We start from the raw sequence: 24,256 nt of genomic DNA, 5'->3' as shown, positions 1-24,256 counted from the left end.
AAGCTCACTTGGTTATGGTTAGCAGCAATTGCAGTTGCGTTTGTATTTACTCATCATGCCGATACCTGGGTTAAAGGTATTCGTTGGGTCTAGAGAATGATAAAACTCTTGCAGCGATTCTTCAGCTTCATAAAGGTGGCCTACATTGTGTTCTGCTGGATATTTGGCCCCTTTTTGGGTGAGGATTTCTAGCATCTTTTGTTTGATTTTCTTAGTGTCCGCACCTTTTTTAAATATGTAGTCTTGATGGAAAACGTTACACATGAAATGACCATAATAAAGCGCGACCACAAGCTCGTTTTTAATGTCTTGAGGTAATTCCTCTACCCAGTCGATATCATTGCGGCGAAGAGCAATATCAAGCGCCAGGATATCTTCTACGTCCCGGGAGTGGATGGTTTCATAGCGTATCGCGGCGCCTGCGGCAGCAAATCGATGCAATAGTGCTTTCTTTCCCTCTTCGTCACTACAAATAAAGTAGCTACCGTCACTGGATTTTGACCAATTATGTTCAAGATAATCTTGTGCTTCTTCAATACCACCATCACTCATCTTTAGTATCAGATGATGTTGATAATTATCTCTAAATTCACACATGCGTTTTGGTAAGTGTTGCGGGAAGAGTTTGCTTAGCCAATAGAGAGCGATGTCTGGCAGATCATGAGAGACAAATGGAATGCGCTTGAGTAGCGTTTCAATTTTTGCCTTAATTGCAAAAAACTTGGGGAGTCTCGCGGTACCAAAATGATTGATGGACAAAAACACATCTTTGCCGTAGGTCTCGGCCAAATTAAAGATATCACGGTGCATGTATTCGCCCATCTCTGGAAGATGAGTAAATTGAGAAAGCATGTCTCGACGTATTTTGGTAAGTTGAGCGTGATCGTTACAGCCAATGTAAAAAATTTGCTCCCTTTTAGGTACGGGATGAGTGTCAACACGAACTGCAAATACAGCCAATTTTCCAGCACAACCACTTGCTTCGAATAAACGTCTAGAATCCGCGTTATAGCGTGAGGGAGTATCTGCGTCGACATCGCGTACACGTTGCTCGTAATCTTTGTCAGACGCCATAGCTTGGCTATGTACAATGTTTGATGTGTCGAAGTTACCATTTTCTACATTGGTAAGGATTTCCTCTGGTGTGTTACCCAGTCCTTCAATACCAAGGTGATTGACTAACTCAAGCTCTCCCGCTTTATTTACCTGACCAAACAACGCCAGCTCAGTGTAAGCTGGGCCACGTTTGACTAGTGCCCCTCCAGAGTTATTCGCAATTCCCCCAACTACTGTGGCACCGATTGAAGAGGAGCCAATAACAGAATGTGGGGCACGGTTGACCGACTTTAGGGTCTTTTCAAGCTGATGTAGACTGACACCGGGCAGACTAATAATTTGCTTGCCATTTTCAAGCAAGTGCAGCGAATTGATTCGCATAATATTAATGACTACGACTTCACGATCATAATCATCGCCACTCGGTGCTGAGCCTTCGGTCAAACCTGTTTTGGCGGCTTGCATGATAATAATGCAATTTGATTGAACCGCAGCTTTGAGTATTCGCCACTGTTCAATGAGCGATCCAGGAAAAACTACGGCGAGCGCTTTGCCTTTTCCTGAACGAAACCCAGAGCGGTAGTACTCGGTCTTTTTCATTTCTGTTAGTACGTATTGTCGACCAACAATGTCGATAAACTCGTCGATTAAGGGTTGAAGACTCATGGCAATACTCGTGTAATTAATCTGACATTTGCTTAGGTTTTCGCCATTCTAGATCTGAAACACAAACAGTGACAATGGTATAGGGGAAGAGTTGCGACAATTCTAAGTGAAAAAAACAGATTTGGGTGTTGTGACACAAACGAGATATTCAGAAAAGCGCCAGTAAAGTACTGGCGCTGGGTATCAAGTATTTTACAGATAACGTGCTTTTAAATGCGCTTTAAAGTGTTCTGCATTAAGTGTTTCACCGGTTGCTTGTTTAACCAGTTCATCTGTTGTGAGCAAACTGCCTTTGCTCCAAATGTTGTCAGATAGCCAAGTAAAGATAGGTGAAAGATCGGCTTGTGAAATAGCGGCATCGACATCAACAGACTTTCTCATTGAAGCCATAAACTGGGCTGCATACATTGCCCCTAATGTATAGCTTGGGAAATAGCCAAATGCGCCATCGGTCCAGTGAATATCTTGCATACAACCATTGCGATAATTACCGCTTGTTGAGAGGCCAAGGTACTGCTGCATCTTTTGATCCCAAATATCAGGGACATCGGTATGCTCAATAGTACCGTTAATCAAGTCACGCTCGATTTCGTAGCGCAAAATGACATGAGCAGGGTAGGTAAGTTCGTCTGCATCAACCCTAATGAAGTCTTTTTTCACTCGAGTATAGAGCTTTTGAAAATTCTCTTGGGAGAAGATGTCACTATTGTGCTCACTAAACTTTTCACCTGCGAACTTAGCAAGGTGTTGAATAAATGCATCACTTCGACCAACTTGCATCTCAAAGAACAATGACTGGGACTCGTGAATGCCCATAGAACGTGAGTCGCCTGAGGGTAAACCAGCTAATGATTTCGGAAGTCCTTGCTCATATCTTGCATGGCCTGTTTCATGAACAATACCCATCAAAGACTGAATAAAATCGCTTTCACTGTAGCGAGTGGTGATACGTACATCCGATGGAACACCACCACAGAATGGGTGCATGCTTTCATCCAATCGACCATGATTAAAATCAAACTGGAGCAGTTTCATTACTTCAAGGCCAAGTGCTTTTTGTTGGCTGGCTAAAAACTTTCCTGTGGGCTGAATAACTTGTTCACTGGATTGTTTATCGATGACTTGATTGATTAAATCAGGTAGCCAGCTTTTAACTTCGTTAAAGAGGTGGTTGAGTGATTGAGTATTTACCCCAGGCTCATAGAGGTCAAGCATTGCATCGTAGGGCGAAAGGCCACTTGCTTCGGCACGAATCTGAGCTTCTTCACGTGACAGTGTCACTACTTCCTTCCAGTTTTTTTCGAAGCCTTGCCAGTCATTATCGCTTCTTTGAGTACGCCATGCGTGTTCACATTTCGAGCCAGCTAGAGACTTTGCTTGTACTAGGTCTTCAGGTAGTACGTTTGCTTGCTGCCACTGGCGCTTTAATTCACGTAACGTAGCACGATCTTGACTACTTAAATCCTCAGATTCTGCTTGCTCAAACCATTCAGCTAGTTGGGGTTGAGTATTTAAACCATGTATGTGAACGGACAATTCAGCCATGGCTTCCGAGCGGGCTTGGTTGCCTCCTGAAGGCATTACTGCTGCTTGGTCCCAGCCACATATTGCTGATAAATGGTTAAAGTTATGTATTTTTTTTGAGTGTGCTTTTAATTTTTCGAGTGCGCTCATGGCCGCCATCCCTGACATGTAAAAAACCAATGATATCAATATCTTTTTTAGATACCAAGTCAAATCAATTTAGAGTAATATTTTCTGTTAATGTGTCTGCAGATTTCGGTGATTTTAAACATCAACCGTTGCTACAAGTGTTTGCTTGTGAATGACATAATTTAAAATGGATGTTACTACTCGATCCTTTGAGTGTTTTCATGGGAAGAGCGAACAGTATATGAGGGAATAACATGATAGAAAATTATCCCACCTTTTTTCTTGCGATATTGATACTTACCATAACGCCTGGGTTGGATACTGCAATGATTCTAAAAAATACCGCTCGCGGTGGATATAGAGATGGTATGTACACCAGTTTAGGTATTTGTAGTGGATTATTTTTACATGCAACGCTCTCAGTGCTTGGTATCTCAGCCATACTAAATCAATCAGTTGAGCTATTTCTTATGGTAAAAATGATAGGGGCTGGATATCTTATTTGGCTTGGTGTTAGCGGTGTTTTTTCACTGTTCAGCCGTAAACCGTCAGTACTTGTTCATCAAGTAGAGAAATCAAAATTAAGCGTATGGCAATCAATGCGTCAAGGTTTTCTCTCCAATATACTAAACCCCAAAACGGCCATATTTTATCTTGCTTTCTTACCCCAGTTTATTAACTACGATAAGTCGGTGTGGCTCCAAGCTGGTATCATGGTTGGAACTCATTTTGTTCTTGCTATGGTTTGGCAGTGTACACTAGCTCGTTTGTTGGCCTCTATTAGCCACGTAATGAAAAAACCAGGTTTTATCCGCGCGATGGAGGGGTCCACCGCTGCGATTTTATTGCTTTTGGGAGTTCGCTTACTGTTGGAGAGCCGATAGCTCAGTTTGTTTTATACAACCAATTAAGCAATTTTTCTGCAAGTTCGTGTGGTTCGGCGAGCGGCAAGTCATGTGCATTGCTGTTGAAACAGGAGAGTTCAATATTCCAGGCATCGGCTATCTTCTTGCCTGAGATTGAATTTACGAGTTTGTCGTGTTCGCTAACGACCACTTGGGTGGGGCACTCTGGTGCGTGAGTTTCCCCTTTAAATTTAGCGGCTGCCAAAAGCTGACGCAACGTATTTATCTTTGTGACGGGGTGCTGACGAGCAAGCTCCGCGTAGTACTCTATTTTTTCATTGTCATCGAGTGAATTAGGACAGGTCCATTTGATCACCTCTTGCTCAAAGATCAGTGGATTTTTTTGTTTTGCACAAAAGAGCCGTGATAACGCTGCTAAATTAATCCGTTGTTGGATTGAACTGTAGCGAGAAAAGCTCGGGTTTATCATGGTTAAACTTTTCACTAAATCTGGTCGTTGGTGAGCCCAATGGCTGGCGATCATCGAGCCCATAGAAATTGATACTAAATGAAAACTATCGTAGTGCTCGGGAATCTGTGTTTGCACTGCTCGCATCATAGCATCAATAGAGGTCGGGCTTTTTAATTGATTCAAGTCACCATTCCCAGGGACATTAGGTGTCAGTATTTCGATATCGGGGTATCTCTGTTTTATCGCTTTGATGAAGTAATGCCAATGGCCACTTTCACGAAGTAATCCCCTTAATAAAACTATTGGAACCATAATTTTAATGCCTGTCGTTGGTATTTTTGTTTTTCTAATGGAGACAATTGTACAACAAGATCACTGTCTAAAACTTGAATAAAATAGTCGAGAAGTGTGCTGTGTCTGCGTTGCACTCGTTTTACTCTATGTGGTTTGATCGGGTGGAACAACTGGTTAAATTGAAGTAACTGCAGTGGATTCTTTTTCACCCATAGCCAAGACCCAAGTTCCAGGGTTAATGGAAGGAAGCAGTTCTTTCCGTTGTCTTGATTTTTCATTACCTGCCAATCCCAAAAGTCGCCGTGAGTCGTGTACTGGTGCCATTGAGGTTCAAATTGGTAAAGCTCATAATGTGGGTAACTCTTACGGAACACATGATAAAGCATGTAGTAATGGGCGAGATGTTGTGGAGGATTATGATTCTGAGCGAAGGGGAACCAAAGCCGATCTCGAGTACCGAAACCGCTGTGTAAATCGAGCAAGATACAAGTTCGAGAAGACTGGATATGCCCATTAATATACGCATCTATAGCTTGGAGTTCCTTTTCCATTTGCAGTGGATTGCCTCTGTACCAAGGCAGTTTATCACTAAAGTTCTGTCCTGCGTGTAGATGATAAGATGGGTTTTGACTTTCAATGGGGGAATTTCTCATTAAATCAACACCGTTATGGTTCGATCTGCGTTTGAGCGCCACTCCCCATGGATTTACAACAGGGATAGCCAAAATCTTTAGGTTATCCAATGTATCGGCTAGTCTTTTATCCCATAAAGCGCGCTTTAATAAGCTTTTTAAATAGACGAGTATGATCTGACTACCTATTCTCTCTACTCCGTGTATCGCGCCTGTCAATATAAGGCATGGAGCATTTGCAGAAGTGCACCCGATCTCCATGGCATAAAGAGGCATACTTTGAGCTTGATGTTCTATTTGAGCAAGGCTCCTTAGCTTAATTTTTTCTGAAAATCGATTAGCTAAATTTTCAATATGCTCAATTTCTTTGGGTAGGCTTGGCGACATAATTGTTCCTAACTTGGATTTTGGAACTAGTTTAAAACGATTATATGTCGTGCAAGATGAAGTATTTGTTGCAGTCACAAATGCCTGCCTAAGTTATGTCGAGACTCGTGTCCATATGGAGATAGCGAGTTCTAGATAACAGAACTCGCTATTGGCATGATTACATTAATGATGAAGATTGAGTTTTGAGGTTTGAAAAGAAAAGTTGTGTTTCATCAATAATGATATGGCGGAGTAATATCAGGCCAATTAAATTAGGTATTGCCATTAAACCATTGACGATATCTGCGATAAGCCAAATCATGTCTAATTTAAGAAAAGCCCCTGATGCTACAAGAGCAATAAACACTATTTTATAAGGAAGTATGGCTTTGGTACCTATCAAAAAAACAACACAACGTTCACCATAGTAGTTCCATCCTAGGATGGTGGTAAAAGCGAAAAAAATGAGGCCAATAGATACTATCATTGGGCCTACGGTACTGGCATTTAATCCAACCGCAAAAGCATGGGTTGTCATTGCTGCTCCTGCAAAATCTGTTTGCCATGCCCCTGTTAAAATCAGCGCAAAGCCGGTCATAGTACAGATAATGATGGTATCAATAAAGGTTCCTGTCATTGATATAAGACCTTGCTTAACACAGGAGTTTGTCTTGGCTACCGCTGCTGCCATGGGAGCACTACCCAATCCAGATTCATTGGAAAAAACCCCACGAGCAATGCCGGACTGAATAGCGAGCATGATACTTGCTCCAGCAAAGCCACCTGAAGCTGCACTACCAGAAAATGCCGAGCTTACAACAAGTTGTACAACCTCGATAAGCCTATCACCATTGAGCACAATTATACTTAAACAAGCCATTACGTAAAATACAGCCATTGCGGGAACAACCTTACTTGCAACGTGTGCGATGGATTGGATTCCACCAAGCGTAACGCCCGCCACCATTAAGGTTAATAAAATAGCGACAAGTTCACGAGAGAGACCGAATGAGATGACACTGGCATCAATAATGGCGTTGACTTGAGGAAATGTGCCTATTCCTAGACAAGCAACCAAAAGCGCAAAAATAGCAAATAGTGTTGCCAAAAGCTTAGAGCCGACTCCGTCACGAAGATAATACATAGGGCCGCCTGTCACCTGACCATTTTCATCGACTTGACGGTATTTTACAGCCAATAAGCATTCGGCGTATTTGGTGGCCATGCCAAACAAAGCGGCAAGCCACATCCAAAAGAGTGCCCCCGGACCTCCGAGTTTAATTGCCGTTGCCACTCCAACGATATTACCCGTACCGATTGTCGCCGATAATGCTGTGCAGAGTGCAGCAAAGCTAGATACTTCGCCCTCTGCTTTTTTTTCTTCTTTACTGAAGACCATTTTGAGAGCTTTAGGTAAATGCTGAAACTGTATTCCCCCAAGTTTTACGGTGAAATAAACGCCAGTACCGACCAATAATATTAGTAAAGGTGGTCCCCAAACCAGGTTATCGATGGTTTGCAGTAAAGATTGAAGGTTGTTCATTAGTTCCCCTTAAGTATTAATACAAATATAAGGAGAAGAGTGAAAAGTCAGAATTGGCATTGAGCCAGTCCAAAAAGCGGATGATTTATGGTTTTCTGAGCGGTTGCTTTCACTCCTCTGTCCTTTTGCCTGAGAGTTTCACTTTGATATTCAAAGCTTGCTCCTTCGGCGACCGATTTAACGGTTCTCTCCAGAGGTTCCTCCAACTACAGTCCTCGCTACTGTTTAGTAGCACCTGAAAGATTTACTTCTTCGGTAGGTTATCTTAACGGTTGATTTCTCAGCCGTAGGTAACCACTCTCCTGCAGTCTTCATCGGAACAATTATTCAAATATATGAATAAAAGTTGGTCAAAAAACCTGTGAAGCTTTTTGACGCGAGCACTTTACCATTATTTTTCTTTTAATCAACTAAATTGGATGACTGACAATGAAGTCATTTTGACTCCTTGGTGTTTTAATGATGCTAATTTTATTTGTGTCATTATGACTCTATTTGGTTGTGATTATTTTAAAGTATTGATTATGTTTAAGTTTTATTTTTGGCAAGGGTTATGCAGTGATTGAATAAAAGTAAGCAGAGATATCGAGTGAGGTTTATTATGTTTACAATTTCGAATAAGAGCCTAGCGAAGAAAGTATTATTTTACGCAAATACAGCATTGTTGTTGACGTTTGTTGCAATGATCGCGAGTATATTGATTTCGTACCCGTACGCTGAACACTTTAGCCTTGGTGTACAAATGACGGCGCACGTTAGTATCCTGGTCATTGCTGGGCTATTGAAAGTGAGTTACGTAGTTAGGTGCTGTGCCCAGCACGAACTGGGACTTGAAGTAAGATAGCTTATAAAATAGCGCCGATTGGCGCTATTTGAGACGCTAGAAATAGTTAGCATCAATGAGCTCACTGGTCTTAGTGGACTTCACTTTTGAATGCGCATTTAGCCAGTCAACTACGTTCGACTTTTGCGCTTCTGTGACACTTTGGTAACGTTTGCTGCAACACAGGAATCCTTCAAATAGTTCGAGACCACCTCCGCCAAAGCTAAGTCCTTGAGCATCGATGAAATCAACAAATTCATCTACAAAAAGGTCGTATGTGTCAAAATCAACAATCGATGTCTCACAACTCAGTTCGAAGCCCAGCATGGCAAACTCATCGAGAAAGAGCTTCTTTTTTATCCGGCGTTTTTTGTTTTTCGTAATGTACGGTTTCATTTGAAAGTCTCATTAAGTGAATTAGGCTCTTTATACCCTAAACACGGCTGCTAACCAACCTAAAAACGTTGATAACCAAGTGTCTTTCTGTCTTTTGGGTATATTAAGTGTAATTGTCGAAATATTGAGTTGTTACACCCACTAATCTGAAAAAATTTGAATTTTCGAGCACAAAACTGCTTTGCTCTGACCCTGATAACGTAAAAATGAGTTAAAGTAATGAAAATACGAATTTAATTAGGGCATAAATATGACTCGTTTACTTGCGATAGCGTTTTTGGTCGTCCTTGCGTACGTTTTGATCCGTTACCGAACTAATGAAAAATTGCAAAAATATGTTGTAATAACGCTAATATCGGCCTTTTGTATTTACACCAGTGCAGTCGTTGTGTCTGAGTTGATACGTTAGAATTGGGGAGTAGTAAGTTGGACGAAAATAATGAAGCCAGAGATGATGATGTTGTAGTTATTGAAGAGCGAGACAAGCGCACTTATCTGTATATTATAATTGCGAGTATATTGAGTCTTGCTTTGGGTGGTTTGGTCGGTTCCTCTCTTACAGCGAAAAAATGGCAAGCCCACTATGATGTGGTCGAGCAGAAATACCTTTCAATGGTTGCAGACCAAAAAGCCATGGCTCATAAGGTAAAAGAGAAAGTGGCTGATGTAGATCATGAGGTAAAAGTTAAACTTGAAAGCGCGATAAAAGAGAACGACACCAAACACGCAGATATTATTAAAAAACTCGAACAGCAGATAAAAGAACTAGAGAAGGTAAACACATCTCTTGAAGAAAAGGTGACCAGTCAGATTGATCGTCTTGCGTCTGCCCAAAAGGAAAACGTAAAGCTAAACCGCCAAGCAGATATGCAAGCGAGTATGTTTGAGAGGTCTAGGGAAATTTTCCAAAAAGAGTTTAAGGTAAAACAAGAACTTGATGCTCTTGAAAAAGAAAGAGACAGTCTTCATCCTCGTCTACAGAAACTCAAGAAGGCTTGTGATGACTACCTTTCTGGAACTTCCTGGGAAGCAAAGTCAGACTCTTGTGACAAGCAAGATGAATCTCAGTCAAGATTGAGCCAAGTAGAACAAATGATCCGAGTTCATCAAATGGACTTAAAACAGATGAAAGCTCTTTCTCAAAATCTCGGCCTGTAAGGCCGAGCTTATCCTTCTTAAACTCTAGGTTTCTCAAATAGCACGACGTAACGAATAATGTAAAATTATTGTTACTGCTTCTGAGCTTATTAAATCACTGTTTTATCCATTCTTTTTGTTTCGGTTTCTCCCATTTTACACTTTACTGTTTACAGTTAATTAACAATTCGTTTTCCTCAAAATATTCTTTTTTTTCTGTTTCTGGGCCAACTTATAAATAGTTACACGGCAGTATTATTTATAACGAGGAATGGAAATGAACGAAGCGTACAACCCACTTGGTACAGATGGTTTTGAATTTGTAGAATACACAGCAGCCAATGAAGAAGGCATTCAAGCACTGAAGAATTTATTTAATTCTCTTGGTTTTGCTGAAGTTGCCAAACATCGCTCGAAAGAAGCATGGTTGTACCGTCAAGGAGGCGTTAATTTTATTGTTAACGCTCAACCTCACAGTCAAGCTCACGAGTTCGCAAAGATACATGGCCCGTCAGTTTGTGGTATGGCATTTCGTGTACATGACTCTTGTGTGGCAATGAAACAAGCCGTCGCAAATGGTGGAAAAGAATACGTTACTGAGATTGGTCCTATGGAGTTAAGTATCCCAGCGATTTACGGGATCGGTGAAAGCTTGCTTTACTTCGTTGACCGTTATAAGCAAGCCAGTATTTATGATGTTGATTTTCGTTTTTATGATGATGCCGACGCACGCTTATCAAAAATGGACGTTGGCTTATATGAAATCGATCATCTTACTCACAATGTTAAGCAGGGCAATATGGACGTTTGGTCTGGTTTCTATGAGCGTATTGGAAACTTCAGGGAGATCAGATATTTCGATATTGAGGGCAAGCTTACAGGGCTCGTGAGCCGAGCAATGACTGCACCATGTGGAAAGATACGAATTCCAATTAACGAATCATCGGATGATAAATCGCAAATAGAAGAGTTTATCCGTGAGTACAAGGGCGAAGGCATTCAACATATCGCCATGACAACAGATGATATCTACAAAACTGTGTCGACCCTCCGAAGTCGTGGTATGGATTTTATGCCAACACCAGATACCTACTATGAAAAAATCGATACGCGAGTTGAAGGCCACTCAGAAGACGTTGAAAAATTGCGTGAGCTACAGATTTTGATTGACGGTGCACCGACAAAAGACGGCATTCTTCTGCAAATATTTACTCAAACGGTTATCGGCCCAGTTTTCTTCGAAATTATCCAACGCAAGGGTAACGAAGGTTTTGGTGAGGGCAATTTTAAGGCTCTATTTGAGTCAATTGAAGAAGATCAGATCCGTCGTGGAGTACTTGATAATGCATAAATGGATATCATTTCCTCACAAGGAAGGGATATGCTCAAAGCAGGCACATGCCGATTTTCCTGATGAGGCAATTTATGAGCGAGAAGCTGGGCGGAGTGGGTTCTTCGGTCCTGCTTCCCATTTTCACCATCGACATGCTCCAACAGGCTGGAGTGAGTGGGAGGGAGATCTAAAACCAAGGGCATTCAATCTCAATAATGTAGATGAAGCACTGCAGCCCTCGCCTTGGGATGTGCCCTCATTGCTGCATAATTCTGATTGCAAAATACGTATTTGGAAGTTAAATGCGTCAATGACCCATTTAGTGAGAAACTCTGATGGTGATGAGTTACTTTTTATTCACCAAGGTACGGCTGAACTTTTTTGCGATTATGGCCACATGACAGTGAAAGAGGGGGATTATGTCATGATCCCCCGTTCAACAAATTGGCGGATTGAAACTCAGGAACCTTTGTTTATCTTAATGATAGAAAATACCGACGCAGCCTATGCATTACCTGAGAAAGGTATGGTTGGAAATCATGCGGTATTTGACCCTGCGGTGCTCGACGTGCCAAAAATTGACGACCAGTTTAAAGCTCAATACTCAGAGGTCGCCACACAAGTTCATGTCAAAAGACATGAGAAGGTAAGTATTATTTCATTTCCTTTTAATCCACTAGATGCAATTGGTTGGCATGGCGATCTTGCTGTGGTTAGAGTGAATTGGAGAGATATTCGGCCTTTGATGTCGCATCGTTATCATTTGCCTCCTTCTGCGCATACGACTTTTGTTGGGCAAGGATTCGTTATCTGTACTTTCGTACCACGCCCAATAGAGAGTGATCCAGGTGCGTTAAAAGTTCCTTTTTATCACAACAATGATGATTATGATGAAGTCCTTTTCTATCATGCTGGAGACTTTTTTAGTCGCGATAACATTGAGGCGGGAATGGTGACTTTTCATCCTGCTGGTTTTACGCATGGGCCACATCCCAAAGCGTTTAAAGCAGGACGAGAGCATAAAAAGAAATTTACCGATGAAGTAGCGGTTATGATCGACACTCGTCATGCTTTGCAGTTTAGCGAACATGCACAACAAGTTGAAAACCCTCAGTACGTCTACAGTTGGCAAGAAACAAAATAAAGAGAATTTAATAAATGAAGTTAGCGAGCTTAAAAAATGATAGCCGAGATGGGCTATTAGTTGTAGTCAATAAGTCCCTTTCGAAGTGTGTCGCGGTGCCTGAAATTGCTCAATCTTTACAAGAGGCATTGGATAACTGGGAAAGGACTGAACCTCAGTTGAATGAGGTTTATATTGCCCTCAATAGCGGTGAATTAAACAGTGAAATGCCGTTCTGCACTTCAGAGTGTGAGTCTCCATTACCCCGTGCTTATCAATGGGCAGATGGTTCTGCTTACGTCAATCATGTTGAGTTGGTTCGCCAAGCCCGCGGAGCAGAAATGCCCCCCAGTTTCTGGACTGACCCTTTAATGTATCAAGGAGGGTCTGACTCGTTTATAGGTCCTTGTGATCCTATTCCTCTTTCCAGTGAGGAATGGGGTATTGATTTCGAAGGTGAAGTGGCCGTAATTACTGGAGATGTACCTATGGGCGTTTCTGTATCAGAGGCTGAGAAATCTATTCGACTCATGATGTTAGTCAATGATGTTTCCTTGAGAGGGCTTATTCCAAATGAGTTGGGGAAAGGTTTTGGTTTCTTTCAGTCTAAACCCTCATCCGTTTTTTCGCCTGTTGCGGTCACTCCTGATGAGCTCGGTGAAGCATGGCGCGATTCTAAAGTCCATCTTCCATTATTGAGTACCTATAATGATAAGCCTTTTGGTTGCCCAAATGCTGGCGTAGATATGACTTTTAGTTTTTCAGAATTGATTGCTCATGCAGCGAAAACACGACCTCTAGCAGCAGGTGCTATCATTGGTTCAGGAACTGTTTCGAATAAGCAGGGTACCGATTTTGGCACTTCTATTTCAGAAGGTGGTGTAGGCTATTCATGTATCGCTGAAGTTCGTATGATTGAAACGATACGTGATGGCAAACCACAAACCTCATTTATGAAGTTCAACGATAAAATCAAGATTGAAATGCATGATAAGAGTGGTATGACAATATTTGGCGCGATTGATCAACAAGTGGTGAAGTATGAGTGATCTTGTCCTATATGGTTATTGGCGATCTTCAGCTGCCTATCGAGTTCGAATTGCTCTGAATTTGAAAGGTCTGAAATATGAAAGTCGGTCTATTCATCTCGTGAAAAATGGTGGCGAGCAGCATCATCAGCACTTTCAGGAATTGAACCCTAACCAACTTGTGCCTGTCCTTGTCCATGGTGACTTCACGGTGAACCAGTCTTTGGTGATTATAGATTATCTCGATGAGACATATCCAGAGAGATTATTAACACCAAGTAAAGGTGCTAAAAGGTTTCTCAGTAGAGCTATGGCGCAAGATATTGTTGTTGACATTCATCCAGTCAATAACTTAAGAGTGCTACAGTATTTATCGGATAAACTTGCCATTAAAGATACGGAAAAAAGTGCTTGGTACAAACACTGGATCGAGGTCGGCTTTGAGGCCTTAGAAAAGAGGTTAGTAGTATCAAGTAGGGAATTTTGTATCGGGAACGAGGTGAGTATCGCGGATGTTTGCCTAGTCCCCCAAGTCTACAATGCTCTACGCTTTGGGGTAGATATTTCCCAATTCCCCTCGATAGAAAGATTATATAACAGCCTCAATCAACTGCCTGCTTTTGCAGAAGCAGCTCCTGAGCTTCAGCATGATGCTGAATTGTGAGAACAGAAACACGGTTTCTGCCGCCCTCTTTCGCCTGATAGAGGGCCTTATCTGACATCTCGATGAGCTCAATAAATGATCGCCCTTTGGGTGGTATGATCGAGGATACACCTGCGCTTATGGTCACGATGTTTGAACAAGATGAAAATTCATGTGGTATCGCAGCGTCTTCAACCTTCTCCCTAATCAAGTTTGCAATTGAAACAGCACTTTCAACTTCGGTATCTGGTAGAACTGCAATAAACTCTTCCCCGCCGACACGAGCGAAAAAGCTATGCTCAGATTCCAAGTTGATTTGTTTGATACATTTGGCAATCTTTCTCAGTGCTTTATCTCCGGCTATATGCCCATAATTATCGTTGTAAGCTTTAAAATGATCGATATCTAGGATAACAACAGACAATGGCTGTTGCTTCTTGTGAGACAGTCTCCAGACTTTCACGATTTTCTGGTTGAAGAAAGTTCTGTTTTTCAATTTCGTCAATGCATCTTGTTCCGCAAGTAACTTAGCGGATAAGTTCGCATTTGAAAGTTTTTCAATTAGTCTTTCTTTGGTAATCGTTTCATCAATTCTGGTTATTACTTTTTGGTGAAGCAGATGAATATAAAGAATGACAAACGCAATTCCGCAGAATATAAGTATGAATGCTTCTTTGTAGCAGTCTAATACTAAAGCCATATATATTGATAAAGGCAAAATAATAGACCAAAAATAGCAAAGTAGTGCCGAGACGGAGTTTTGGTGAAATAAACATCCAGCATAGGCGAGGGCGGAGCACCATATAATGGCAGCTAAGAAGTTTTCATCAGGCGAGGCCTCGATATATCCAATGGACCCTATTGACCAGACTAACCCTATGAATGCTCTTGAAGATAAAAGTAAAGCGAGTTGTTTTTTCGTGGGTTTACTTTCGACTACAAAAGGTCTAAGACCATGATCTAGCCGGTACCGATAGAGAATTGAAATGAGAAATAGAGCAGTCCATACGATGGCATGTGTTGTTACGCCATAGGATAAAAAGCAATAGCAGAGTACAGTTGCGGCCAAAACAGATTGGATTATTGCAACGGTTGGAAATGAGTCCAACATTTCCAAGTATTTTCTGCGTTCTATCTCAGAGGCTCTAATTGGATCCATTGACTTATATTATTTTATGAATGTTCTTCGAACCTACCCGAATATAGGAACAATGTAAATTGATTGTCATTATTTATACCCAATAGTATCAATTATAAAAATACCACCAAGTAGAGTGGCTCAATCGTTATCTTTTTTAAATTTAATTATTTTTAAAATACTTTTCGTTCTGTGACTTCGTTTCTGCAAGATTGAACTGCCTCACATCAAGCGTCGCGAGTGTGTTGCATTCATGGCAGGAAAAATGGCTCTTACCATCAATGTAATCGTGCTTTTTGAGCATTGCTAGTTTCTTACACCAATCGCAAATACCTTCATAGATGTACATATCAAACTCTTTATGTCGTTTCTGAGTGAAAATTTATTGCAAATTATGACATATGGATAATTAATGAGTTAACTGTTTGTTATAGATTGTGGGATGGAGATCGTTTGCTTTTTGATTTTGTTAACCTAAAAAATTGTAGATATTCACTTATGTTGTAATGTTTATTGTTAGCACTCATTTTGTTTTAAAGGCTAAGATGATTTTTAGTGCTTGATTTAAGCGTTTCATCTCATCGTCACTGCCCTGTAGGTCGGGGTGATAAACTTTACAAAGCTGCTTATAGCGTACTTTAATTTGTTTTTGCTCTGGGATTTTGGCAGGATTAAATCCGAAAAGTGCACAGGAAAGGTTTAGCGCTTCGTGATTTTTGGAGCTGGTAGTAGGTGTATTTTTCACGTGTTTATAAAGCGTTTCAATTTGGCTCTTTTGCTTTTTAAGCCTTTCTGTTTTGGAACTTAACTCTTTAGTCCATTTTAATTTTTGTTGCTGGATCTGCTCCTCTAGTGATTTAGAATGAGCTCGAAGTGAGCGGTTCTTTTTCCATAGTAAACAGACTAAAACTAACACTCCCAAAAGCGCGCTTGAAAGTGCGTATGTGGGATTTGAAATTGCTTGTGGATTGTCACCTTTTGAATGTTGGTTAACACTGGGTGTCTGCTCTGCTAAGTCCATGCTTTCCATTTTTGACAATTGTTTTGCCCTAAGCTGATTAAAACGTTTTTCGGCAACGCGTGCGAAATCGTTCTCAGCCTTTGGATTAATCGTGGCTGCCTTTTGATACCAAACTTCTGCGAGTATTAGGTTATTAAGTGGCTCTTTTCGTCCTTCGTATAACCTACCAAGTAAATATGTAGATTGTGGGTCACCTGCAAAAGCAGCTTGGCTTAACCAGAAAGATGCCCTCTCATCGCTTGATTTAGTACCAATACCTCGGTAATAGGCAAAACCGAGTTTTGCAGCGGCAACATGACTGCCTCCCTCTGCCGCTTTTTTATACCAATATATAGCATCTTGATCTGATTGCTCGACATCTCGTCCTCGTAGAAAGCGTTCTGCAAGCTGGAGCTGGGCATGGACATTGTTATTTTCAGCACTTGCTATAAGTTCCTCTACACTTTGGGCAGAGACAGCAGTAGCAAAAAAAGTGAGTAGAAGTGCGATAGTTCGCAAAGATTCACCTGAAAAACAATAAAACTATCGCTTAAGTATATCAATTTGAGACATGGAGGCGATCAAGATTTTCATGTTTTGTGCAGAGCTTATCTTAAAAGGGTTTGAGAGATTGATATCGAAGTGGCTTTCCATGAAATGTGATAATAAATATGTAGAACCCATATCCATAAAAAGCCACTGATTTAAATAAAAATAAATTTTCTAAAGTCTATTTTAGAGGCAATATTTTTATCTCTACTCGACGATTACATGCTCTGCCTTCCTTAGTACTGTTGGTACAAATAGGCTGTCTTTCTCCGAGTCCTCTTGAAACTGCTCTCCCGGGTGCAACTCCTTGACCAACTAAGTAGCCTCTGACTGACTCTGCGCGTTTTTCTGATAAAATCTGATTGGTTCTGTCGCTCCCGGTACTGTCAGTATTCCCTTCGATAACAAGACTTGTTTCTGGGTATTCAACCAAAATTCGTGCGACGCCTCTCAACGTTTTGTGAATACTATTATCAAGTGTCGATGAGCCTGAAGAAAAACCAATGCCATTTTCCATTCGTAGGCGAAGTTGATTTTCTCCTGTACGTTCGACTTGAACGCCCGAATTAAGTAATTCTTTTCTAAGCGCTGCCTCTTGTTGATCAAAATAATAACCGATACCACCGCCAACTGCAGCACCACCTGCAGCGCCGATGAGAGCTTGGTTTCTACGTTCTTTGGCGTTGTCACCAGTTGCTAAACCAATAGCAGCGCCTGCGATAGCACCTATAATCGCGCCTTGAGTGGTGGAATTGGTTTCATCTTGACCTGTTGTTGCATTTTGACGTTGTGTTGCCTGGCAACCGCTAAGGATGAGCGTTGCAACGAGAGTAAGGGTCATTTTATTCACAATTATGTCTCCGTGTGAATCACATATTAATTTGGTTTCGAGACGAGGGGTTCAAAAGTGAGGCTGTGGAGGCTTTCTCAGTTGTTTCTCACAAAGATTAGCCTCTTGAAATACCCTTTAGGTGAGTGCTTTTTTGCACGCAGACCCAGTATTTTTCGATTTGAAAGAATTGATCTTTAAATCGTTACCGCGTCTTAAAAGTCAGCTAATGTTATTGAACCCATTACCTCGAGACGAATTAGGTATACAATTAAGTAATTAAAAGTAGTGGGAACTAAAACTTATCATGATGGTATTGTCAATTGATCTCTTCAGACTTGACAGAATAATGACTCGGGAAAGACTCGATAATGATTTAACGCAACATCTTGGGTGCTTGCGCGCCATCAATTGGACGGCTCACTGACACAGTTCTGCCTTTTTTAAGGCCAACTTCATAGTCTTCGGTAATATTCTTCATCGCTTCTTTTAACTGCTGCTTGAAAGTCTCGCGATCAATATTTTGGAACTCTTTGTCTATGTAGTCATCAATCTTTTTGGCGGATTCTTCGTCTGGACTAATAATTGGTAGCTTTTCTAAAGCGCCCTCAACCCAGCCAGACAGAAACGAATTTACTCTGCGAGTTACTTCCTGATTTGATGTACCACTCCCAGCGAAGCCATTTCTAAAACGACCAGTTTGTTCGTTCATTTCTCGATAGACGATATCGAAAGCGAAAGCGGCGAAAATTGCACGATCGGCTTCCCCAATGAATTCAACACGCTTTAGGCCTTTGTGGTTCAACAGAACTGCTTCAACTCCGAACTTAGTATTAATACCTCTGATTATGCGCAGAATATTTGAACCTACGTTTGCTGGGAGTAAATGGGTAGATTGAGTCTTACCCATCTTGATGAATTCAATGTCATCTTTATCTAGGCCGTACTTGAGCATTAAGCGGTGTGCCATTTTTATAGCATTTGCCGCTTCATTAACGTTTGCAGAGTTACCGAGCTCTAAGCATTTTGCAATTTTTTTGAGGGCTTTCTGTTTATCCATCGGCTTTAGAGACATTCATTTATAAGGCAAAGTCCATCATTTTAGCCTTTTATTAGACAAAACGGAAATGAGTTATCACGCATGATTTTTTAAATACGTTTGCACCACCTATTGGTTCGGTGGTGCTTCGCTAATATGGAAGAGGTATTAGATACCTAAGTCATCAAGTAAGTCATCAGATGCAGCGTTACTTGAACTTTTTTCTGATGACTTGTTGTTGCTCATTTTACTCCTTGCTTGTTCCAAAATATCATCGGGACTTTGTTCTTCCGCTACTTCAAAATCACCCAGTTGTATAAACTCTGTTTTATCCATCGCCAGCTCGAGGTAAAATATATTACTCTGCTCGGTTGAAAAAGTGACTCGACGTGCTTGTGGGCGATCTAAATTGGTATCGACAGACAAGTTGACTTGTTTGTTAAGAGATAACATCTTAGGTTGGTTTTGTGTGATGTGAGTCTGTAAGTCTTTACGAACTTGGTTGGTGAAGCCACCTACAATTTGGTTCATTAATTCACCGAGTACATCAGCAACTTCATCTGAAGTATGTAATACAGCAAGCTCTTCTTCGGGCATGCCCATGTTGCGCATGTAGTTTGTATAGACTTCTAAAGCTGCTTTAGATTCGAAGTTGATAACCACGAGTCCAGAAAAGCCACCATCGAACAAAACAAAGCAGCCGAAATCGGGCTTCAAACTCGTTTTAGTGATTTTTTGTACCATTGCTGAATATGAGATATTCGTACTTGTTGCCTCAGTCAAAATGCTTGATACAGATTGGCAGAGCTTCAACAGGATATCTTCTGTGGTAATTACTTTATTTTTTTTCATTGATCTTTCGCTCATAGAGACACTATAAATCAGGTGGATTGAGATATAAGTGTGGGAAAAAAATGCGTTAAACGCCATTTTGACACTGCAATTCTGTTTTAATCATCTATTTAAATGTTGTAAAGTGATGGAAATCAAAGAAATCGTTTAAAAATTCAATATTCCCGATGCTGATAGGATCAGCGTATTAGGGGCAGGAAGCACATGTTACCACGATTAGATCCCGAATCAGACCTTGATTCATCTGTACGTAAGTTCGTTGATGAACTAAGAGGCACTCGTTTTACTGGTGATATCGAGACGCAATATTCAAGTCGCTTAGCTGTAGCCACAGACAACAGCGTATACCAACAACTTCCCCAAGCAGTTGTTCATCCAAAGACAACGGATGATGTGGCGTGCCTTGCCAGACTTGCAAACTCACCTCGTTTCAATTCGATCAAGTTCTCACCAAGGGGCGGTGGAACCGGCACGAATGGTCAATCATTGACGAAAGGTATTGTTGTAGATTTGTCTCGGCATATGAACAATGTATTAGAGATCAATGAAGCTGAAGGTTGGGTGCGTGTTCAAACTGGAGTGGTTAAAGACCAGTTGAATGATGCCGTTAAGCCTTTTGGTTATTTTTTCTCACCTGATCTGTCCACCAGTAATAGAGCGACTCTGGGAGGTATGATAAACACAGATGCATCAGGGCAAGGTTCGTTAAAGTACGGTAAAACGTCAGATCATGTGATGTCCCTAACGGCAGTATTTGCTGATGGTTCCATTTTAGAGTCTGATCTTTCGAGAGGTATGCCTACCGAAGGGGAACTTGCCTACGAAGCCTTCCATACTACCCAAAAAATTTGTCGCGAGAAACGTGATGAAATAGAGGAAAAATTTCCTCCGCTAAATCGCTTTTTGACGGGGTATGACTTGAAAAACGCGTACACTCCGGAAAATGATCACTTTGACATAACTAGAGTATTGTGTGGTGCAGAAGGGTCCCTCGCCTTTATTACTGAGGCTAAGCTCGACTTAACAAAAATTCCCCGCGCTAGAACCTTAGTTAATGTGAAGTATAAAAGTTTCGACTCGGCTTTACGAAATGCCCCGTTTATGGTCGAGGCAAACGCGTTGTCAGTTGAAACTATTGACTCAAAAGTACTCAATTTAGCTAAACAGGATATTGTTTGGCATAGCGTTAGCGAGTTACTCACCGATGTTCCTGGACATGACATGCAGGGAATTAACATGGTTGAGTACGCCAGTGAGTGCCAAGAAGAAAATGCCCGTCAGGTCGGAGCATTGACTGATAAACTCGACCAAATGATTGTAAATGATCAAGCAGGTATTATCGGCTATCAAGTATGTGATGACGTTGAGAGTATCGGCCGCATTTACGCAATGCGCAAAAAAGCCGTTGGTTTACTGGGAGCCGCAAAGGGAAAAGCGAAACCTATTGCTTTTGCTGAAGATACTTGTGTTCCACCTGAAAATCTGGCTGACTTTATTGCGGAATTTCGCCAGCTTCTGGATGCTCACTCACTACATTACGGTATGTTCGGACATGTCGATGCCGGTGTACTACATGTAAGACCAGCTTTAGACCTATGTGATCCAAAGCAAGAAGAAATGATGCATAAAATCTCTGACCAAGTGGTCAGTTTGGTGGCTAAATACGGCGGCCTCATGTGGGGGGAGCATGGTAAAGGATATCGTTCCGAGTATGGCCCAGAATTTTTTGGCGAAAGCTTATTTAGGGACTTAAGGCGGATTAAAGGTGCTTTCGACCCCAAAAACAAGATGAACCCGGGAAAAATTTGCACACCTATCGATAGTGACGAGTCGCTTGTCAGAGTATCTGACGTAAAACGGGGGTATTTTGACCGCCAAATAGAAGTTGACGTACGTGATAGCTTCAAAGGAGCGATGGAGTGTAATGGTAACGGCCTGTGTTTCAATTATGACACTGCTTCTCCTATGTGTCCCTCAATGAAAGTAACAGCGGATAGGAGGCATTCACCAAAAGGGCGTGCGGGTATTGTAAGAGAGTGGCTACGTCAGCTTAGTGAAGCGGGTGTAGATATTTTAGATTTAGAGCAAAAGACGCTGACTGGCACCTCATCTATCAAAAGCCTTATAAACCGGGTTTCTAATCGCATAAGCGACAAAAATGCACATGATTTTTCTCACGAGGTCTACGAAGCGTTGAATGGGTGCCTTGCCTGTAAGGCATGTGCCAGTCAATGTCCGATCAAAGTCGATGTGCCAAGTTTCCGCTCGCGCTTTTTAAACATTTATCATACTCGCTACCAAAGACCGATAAAGGATTATTTGGTTTCGAACATAGAGACAATGTTACCTGTACTCTCAATGATGCCGAGAGTCGTTAATGGGGTATTAAGCTGGCCTTGGACACAAAAATTAACTGCACAAAGCATTGGTTATGTCGACTCACCTTATCTTTCAGTTCCGACACTTGCCAAACGAACGAGTAAACTCTCACAGTTTGATTTTGATAAACTTAAAGCGATGAGCGAAGCTCAGCGATCTGATTACGTGCTGATTGTCCAAGATCCATTCACTAGCTTTTATGACGCGACTGTTGTGGAAGACTTTGCGCATTTGGTGACTCGTTTAGGCAAGACACCGATTGTTTTACCATTTAAACCCAATGGTAAAGCTCAACACGTCAAAGGTTTTTTGAAACAATTTGCTGAAAACGCGCAATCAACTTCTGATTTTTTGCAGCAAGTCGCTTCTTTGGGTATTCCCATGGTTGGTGTTGATCCTGCTCTTGTGCTGTGCTACCGCGATGAATATGTTGAGGCTCTGGGTGAACGGCGGGGAGACTTTGAGGTTTTGACGGTTCACGAATGGCTCGAGCCCAACCTTTTCCAATTTGAGTCGCCAAATAATCAAGAGGCCAAACCTTGGTACCTTTTGTCACATTGCACAGAAAAAACCAAATTGCCCAATGCTGAGAAACAGTGGAGCAAGATATTTGCTCATTTTGGTGCAAAGTTGGATGCCGTTTCTGTGGGCTGTTGTGGCATGGCAGGGACTTTTGGGCATGAAACCGATAAATTACAAATGTCCAAAGATATCTATGCGCTTAGCTGGAAGGTGCGTCTTCAAGACTTGCCCAAAGAACGTTGCCTGATGACAGGCTACTCTTGTCGGAGTCAGGTAAAGAGATTTGAAGATATACGGGCTCGCCATCCACTTCAAGCGTTACTGCGAATTTTACAAGCTGAGTAAAAGAAAAGAATGATAAAGCCCTGCTTAGAAAGCAGGGCTAGGAGTGTTTATTTTGAGCTTAAACTAGGTAGCAGCCCTTCAGGGAGCAAGTAATGATGAGTTGCTGTTGCAAGAACGTTATTAGCAGCCTCAATATCTGGCGCAAAGTACCTGTCTTTGTCGTAGAAGCTTACTTTTTCTCTAAGCATTGATTTCGCTTTTTCAATTTTAGGTGACGATAAATTTGGTGCTCTGAAATCAAGGCCTTGTGCTGCCGCTAGGTACTCTACAGCTAAAATTCCGCGAGTGTTTTCTGCCATATTTTTCAATCGCCTTGCTGCAAAGGTAGCCATGGATACATGGTCTTCTTGGTTGGCAGAGGTGGGCAAACTGTCTACCGAAGCGGGATGAGCTAATGTTTTGTTTTCACTTGCAAGGGCCGCTGATGTCACTTGAGCAATCATAAAGCCAGAATTGACCCCTCCATTGTCGACCAGAAATGGAGGAAGCTTGCTTAATGCGCTATCAATCAAAAGCGCCATACGTCTCTCGGATAGGCTACCAATTTCGGCTATCGCAAGCGCCAAGTTATCTGCCGCCATTGCAACGGGTTCGGCATGGAAGTTGCCACCAGAGATGATATCGTCATCTTCTGAAAAAACGAGCGGATTATCTGAGACAGAATTCGCTTCAGTTTCTAGTATGGAAGCACTATTACGGATTTGTTGTAAGCAAGCCCCCATGACCTGAGGTTGACACCTCAGTGAATAAGGGTCTTGAACTTTTTCACAACAATGGTGAGATTCTCCAATATCACTGCTTGATTCTAGTAAGTGTCGGAATGCTGCTGCAGTATCAATCTGTGAAGCATGACCTCTCACCATATGAATTCTTGAGTCGAATGGGCGACGACTACCAAGTGCGGCTTCTACCGACATAGCCCCACAAACAAGCGCGGAGGCAAATAGGTCTTCTGCTGCAAATAATCCCTCTAACGCAAAGGCGGTAGAGGCTTGAGTTCCATTGAGTAGCGCCAATCCTTCTTTGGGAGCGAGCGTTATTGGCTCAAGGCCTGCGATTTTAAGGGCGTCGGAGCCAGACAATAACTCGCCTTTATGGCGAGCTTGCCCCTCGCCAAGTAATACCGTACTCATGTGTGCAAGAGGGGCGAGATCGCCAGATGCACCCACTGAACCCTTTTTAGGCACGCAAGGATATACCTCTGCATTTAAAAGTTGAATCAATGCCTCGATAACTTTCAGTCGGATCCCAGAATAACCTCTAGCTAAACTATTGACCTTTAGAACCATCATCATTTTGACGGTTTCATCGGCCATAAAATCTCCAATTCCAGCAGCATGAGAGAGTACGATACTTCTCTGTAAGGTTTCTAAATCTTCTGCAGCGATTTTAGTATTGGCAAGTAAGCCAAAACCTGTATTGATACCATATACGGTGCGGTTCTCTTTAATTATTTTGTTAACGGTTTGATTACTCGCTTCTATCGCTGCTATACATTCTGGGTCAAGTTCAGCCTGAATTTTTGAGCGGCTGATATTGCGCAATTGAATGAGGCTTAAATGGCCTGGCTTAATTATAACTTTAAACATC

At 41.7% G+C, this 24,256-nt stretch carries 22 protein-coding genes and 1 riboswitch; of the genes, 9 read left to right on the top strand and 13 right to left on the bottom strand.

Translation table 11 applies throughout. The features are described from left to right. Positions 1–18 precede the first annotated feature (18 nt). Together dld and RH40_RS16155 are read right to left on the bottom strand one after the other, a co-directional pair. The gene (gene dld / locus RH40_RS16160) at positions 19–1,722 is read right to left on the bottom strand and encodes a D-lactate dehydrogenase (protein ID WP_009602728.1); all 1,704 of its coding nucleotides are present in this window, start codon (positions 1,720–1,722) and stop codon (positions 19–21) included. Between the two features lie 192 nt (positions 1,723–1,914). Beyond that, positions 1,915–3,396, bottom strand: coding sequence for a carboxypeptidase M32 (locus RH40_RS16155; RefSeq protein ID WP_009602727.1), 1,482 nt, complete (start codon positions 3,394–3,396; stop codon positions 1,915–1,917). A gap of 233 nt (positions 3,397–3,629) precedes the next feature. Here RH40_RS16155 and RH40_RS16150 point away from each other — a divergent pair, with 233 nt between their 5' ends. After that, entirely contained in the window at positions 3,630–4,259 is a 630-nt protein-coding gene (locus RH40_RS16150; protein ID WP_009602726.1) for a LysE family translocator, read from the top strand. A gap of 1 nt (position 4,260) precedes the next feature. Here the strand turns inward: RH40_RS16150 and RH40_RS16145 are convergent, their stop codons facing one another. The 3 genes from RH40_RS16145 to RH40_RS16135 all read right to left on the bottom strand — a co-directional run bounded on the left by RH40_RS16145 (position 4,261) and on the right by RH40_RS16135 (position 7,530). Next, complete coding sequence (locus RH40_RS16145) at positions 4,261–5,004, bottom strand: alpha/beta fold hydrolase (RefSeq protein ID WP_009602725.1); 744 nt, start codon at positions 5,002–5,004, stop codon at positions 4,261–4,263. Further along, positions 4,992–6,005, bottom strand: coding sequence for a DUF2817 domain-containing protein (locus RH40_RS16140; protein ID WP_009602722.1), 1,014 nt, complete (start codon positions 6,003–6,005; stop codon positions 4,992–4,994). The genes RH40_RS16145 and RH40_RS16140 overlap by 13 nt, the downstream gene beginning before the upstream one ends. Before the next feature lie 160 nt (positions 6,006–6,165). Continuing rightward, positions 6,166–7,530 (bottom strand): alanine/glycine:cation symporter family protein, encoded by a 1,365-nt coding sequence (locus RH40_RS16135; protein WP_009602721.1) that lies wholly within the window; start codon positions 7,528–7,530, stop codon positions 6,166–6,168. Between the two features lie 107 nt (positions 7,531–7,637). Then, positions 7,638–7,734: riboswitch (glycine riboswitch) on the bottom strand. Between the two features lie 397 nt (positions 7,735–8,131). On the opposite strand from RH40_RS16135, the gene RH40_RS16130 reads away from it, so the two are divergent. Beyond that, complete coding sequence (locus tag RH40_RS16130) at positions 8,132–8,374, top strand: hypothetical protein (protein ID WP_009602719.1); 243 nt, start codon at positions 8,132–8,134, stop codon at positions 8,372–8,374. A 36-nt stretch (positions 8,375–8,410) separates the two neighbouring features. On the opposite strand, the gene RH40_RS16125 is transcribed toward RH40_RS16130, so the two are convergent. After that, entirely contained in the window at positions 8,411–8,749 is a 339-nt protein-coding gene (locus RH40_RS16125) for a 50S ribosome-binding protein YggL (protein ID WP_009602718.1), read from the bottom strand. A gap of 250 nt (positions 8,750–8,999) precedes the next feature. On the opposite strand from RH40_RS16125, the gene RH40_RS20925 reads away from it, so the two are divergent. The 6 genes from RH40_RS20925 to maiA all read left to right on the top strand — a co-directional run bounded on the left by RH40_RS20925 (position 9,000) and on the right by maiA (position 14,034). Beyond that, positions 9,000–9,158: a hypothetical protein gene (locus RH40_RS20925; RefSeq protein ID WP_086009815.1), complete on the top strand. Its 159-nt coding sequence runs from the start codon at positions 9,000–9,002 to the stop codon at positions 9,156–9,158. 17 nt (positions 9,159–9,175) lie between these two features. Further along, entirely contained in the window at positions 9,176–9,907 is a 732-nt protein-coding gene (locus RH40_RS16120) for a hypothetical protein (protein WP_009602717.1), read from the top strand. A gap of 256 nt (positions 9,908–10,163) precedes the next feature. Continuing rightward, positions 10,164–11,237 (top strand): 4-hydroxyphenylpyruvate dioxygenase, encoded by a 1,074-nt coding sequence (gene hppD, locus RH40_RS16115; protein WP_009602716.1) that lies wholly within the window; start codon positions 10,164–10,166, stop codon positions 11,235–11,237. After that, on the top strand, positions 11,230–12,363 hold the full coding sequence (locus RH40_RS16110; RefSeq protein ID WP_009602715.1) for a homogentisate 1,2-dioxygenase: 1,134 nt from the start codon (positions 11,230–11,232) through the stop codon (positions 12,361–12,363). The genes hppD and RH40_RS16110 overlap by 8 nt, the downstream gene beginning before the upstream one ends. Positions 12,364–12,377: 14 nt before the next feature. Then, complete coding sequence (locus RH40_RS16105; RefSeq protein ID WP_009602714.1) at positions 12,378–13,391, top strand: fumarylacetoacetate hydrolase family protein; 1,014 nt, start codon at positions 12,378–12,380, stop codon at positions 13,389–13,391. Further along, positions 13,384–14,034 (top strand): maleylacetoacetate isomerase, encoded by a 651-nt coding sequence (gene maiA, locus RH40_RS16100; protein WP_009602713.1) that lies wholly within the window; start codon positions 13,384–13,386, stop codon positions 14,032–14,034. Before RH40_RS16105 ends, maiA begins: the two co-directional genes overlap by 8 nt. Here maiA and RH40_RS16095 read toward each other — a convergent pair. The 6 genes from RH40_RS16095 to RH40_RS16070 all read right to left on the bottom strand — a co-directional run bounded on the left by RH40_RS16095 (position 13,973) and on the right by RH40_RS16070 (position 19,420). After that, a complete protein-coding gene (locus tag RH40_RS16095; protein WP_009602712.1) occupies positions 13,973–15,172 on the bottom strand; it encodes a GGDEF domain-containing protein in 1,200 nt (399 codons plus the stop codon). The genes maiA and RH40_RS16095 overlap by 62 nt on opposite strands. A gap of 142 nt (positions 15,173–15,314) precedes the next feature. Continuing rightward, on the bottom strand, positions 15,315–15,500 hold the full coding sequence (locus RH40_RS16090; RefSeq protein WP_009602711.1) for a hypothetical protein: 186 nt from the start codon (positions 15,498–15,500) through the stop codon (positions 15,315–15,317). Between the two features lie 174 nt (positions 15,501–15,674). Continuing rightward, the gene (locus RH40_RS16085) at positions 15,675–16,670 is read right to left on the bottom strand and encodes a J domain-containing protein (RefSeq protein WP_009602710.1); all 996 of its coding nucleotides are present in this window, start codon (positions 16,668–16,670) and stop codon (positions 15,675–15,677) included. 211 nt (positions 16,671–16,881) lie between these two features. Then, positions 16,882–17,550, bottom strand: coding sequence for a YiaD family glycine zipper/OmpA-like lipoprotein (locus RH40_RS16080; protein WP_009602709.1), 669 nt, complete (start codon positions 17,548–17,550; stop codon positions 16,882–16,884). A 355-nt stretch (positions 17,551–17,905) separates the two neighbouring features. Continuing rightward, positions 17,906–18,589, bottom strand: coding sequence for a DUF2786 domain-containing protein (locus RH40_RS16075; RefSeq protein ID WP_009602708.1), 684 nt, complete (start codon positions 18,587–18,589; stop codon positions 17,906–17,908). 147 nt (positions 18,590–18,736) lie between these two features. Then, positions 18,737–19,420, bottom strand: coding sequence for a DUF3334 family protein (locus RH40_RS16070; RefSeq protein ID WP_009602707.1), 684 nt, complete (start codon positions 19,418–19,420; stop codon positions 18,737–18,739). A gap of 204 nt (positions 19,421–19,624) precedes the next feature. On the opposite strand from RH40_RS16070, the gene ydiJ reads away from it, so the two are divergent. After that, entirely contained in the window at positions 19,625–22,666 is a 3,042-nt protein-coding gene (gene ydiJ, locus RH40_RS16065; protein ID WP_009602706.1) for a D-2-hydroxyglutarate dehydrogenase YdiJ, read from the top strand. A 47-nt stretch (positions 22,667–22,713) separates the two neighbouring features. On the opposite strand, the gene hutH is transcribed toward ydiJ, so the two are convergent. Further along, the gene (gene hutH, locus RH40_RS16060) at positions 22,714–24,255 is read right to left on the bottom strand and encodes a histidine ammonia-lyase (protein ID WP_009602705.1); all 1,542 of its coding nucleotides are present in this window, start codon (positions 24,253–24,255) and stop codon (positions 22,714–22,716) included. Between the last annotated feature and the right edge of the window lies 1 nt (position 24,256).

Source organism: Vibrio caribbeanicus ATCC BAA-2122 (assembly GCF_000165125.1).
Lineage (GTDB): Bacteria > Pseudomonadota > Gammaproteobacteria > Enterobacterales > Vibrionaceae > Vibrio > Vibrio caribbeanicus.
The sequence above is the reverse complement of the archived record's forward strand: the minus strand, read 5'-3'. Positions and strand labels throughout refer to the sequence as shown.

Excerpts from the sequence above, each read along its gene's own strand:
- dld (WP_009602728.1), bottom strand. The coding sequence starts at position 1,722 with ATGAGTCTTCAACCCTTAATCGACGAGTTTATCGACATTGTTGGTCGA.
- RH40_RS16155 (WP_009602727.1), bottom strand. The coding sequence starts at position 3,396 with ATGAGCGCACTCGAAAAATTAAAAGCACACTCAAAAAAAATACATAAC.
- RH40_RS16150 (WP_009602726.1), top strand. The coding sequence starts at position 3,630 with ATGATAGAAAATTATCCCACCTTTTTTCTTGCGATATTGATACTTACC.
- RH40_RS16145 (WP_009602725.1), bottom strand. The coding sequence starts at position 5,004 with ATGGTTCCAATAGTTTTATTAAGGGGATTACTTCGTGAAAGTGGCCAT.
- RH40_RS16140 (WP_009602722.1), bottom strand. The coding sequence starts at position 6,005 with ATGTCGCCAAGCCTACCCAAAGAAATTGAGCATATTGAAAATTTAGCT.
- RH40_RS16135 (WP_009602721.1), bottom strand. The coding sequence starts at position 7,530 with ATGAACAACCTTCAATCTTTACTGCAAACCATCGATAACCTGGTTTGG.
- RH40_RS16130 (WP_009602719.1), top strand. The coding sequence starts at position 8,132 with ATGTTTACAATTTCGAATAAGAGCCTAGCGAAGAAAGTATTATTTTAC.
- RH40_RS16125 (WP_009602718.1), bottom strand. The coding sequence starts at position 8,749 with ATGAAACCGTACATTACGAAAAACAAAAAACGCCGGATAAAAAAGAAG.
- RH40_RS20925 (WP_086009815.1), top strand. The coding sequence starts at position 9,000 with ATGACTCGTTTACTTGCGATAGCGTTTTTGGTCGTCCTTGCGTACGTT.
- hppD (WP_009602716.1), top strand. The coding sequence starts at position 10,164 with ATGAACGAAGCGTACAACCCACTTGGTACAGATGGTTTTGAATTTGTA.
- RH40_RS16110 (WP_009602715.1), top strand. The coding sequence starts at position 11,230 with ATGCATAAATGGATATCATTTCCTCACAAGGAAGGGATATGCTCAAAG.
- RH40_RS16105 (WP_009602714.1), top strand. The coding sequence starts at position 12,378 with ATGAAGTTAGCGAGCTTAAAAAATGATAGCCGAGATGGGCTATTAGTT.
- maiA (WP_009602713.1), top strand. The coding sequence starts at position 13,384 with ATGAGTGATCTTGTCCTATATGGTTATTGGCGATCTTCAGCTGCCTAT.
- RH40_RS16095 (WP_009602712.1), bottom strand. The coding sequence starts at position 15,172 with ATGGATCCAATTAGAGCCTCTGAGATAGAACGCAGAAAATACTTGGAA.
- RH40_RS16090 (WP_009602711.1), bottom strand. The coding sequence starts at position 15,500 with ATGTACATCTATGAAGGTATTTGCGATTGGTGTAAGAAACTAGCAATG.
- RH40_RS16075 (WP_009602708.1), bottom strand. The coding sequence starts at position 18,589 with ATGGATAAACAGAAAGCCCTCAAAAAAATTGCAAAATGCTTAGAGCTC.
- RH40_RS16070 (WP_009602707.1), bottom strand. The coding sequence starts at position 19,420 with ATGAAAAAAAATAAAGTAATTACCACAGAAGATATCCTGTTGAAGCTC.
- ydiJ (WP_009602706.1), top strand. The coding sequence starts at position 19,625 with ATGTTACCACGATTAGATCCCGAATCAGACCTTGATTCATCTGTACGT.
- hutH (WP_009602705.1), bottom strand. The coding sequence starts at position 24,255 with ATGTTTAAAGTTATAATTAAGCCAGGCCATTTAAGCCTCATTCAATTG.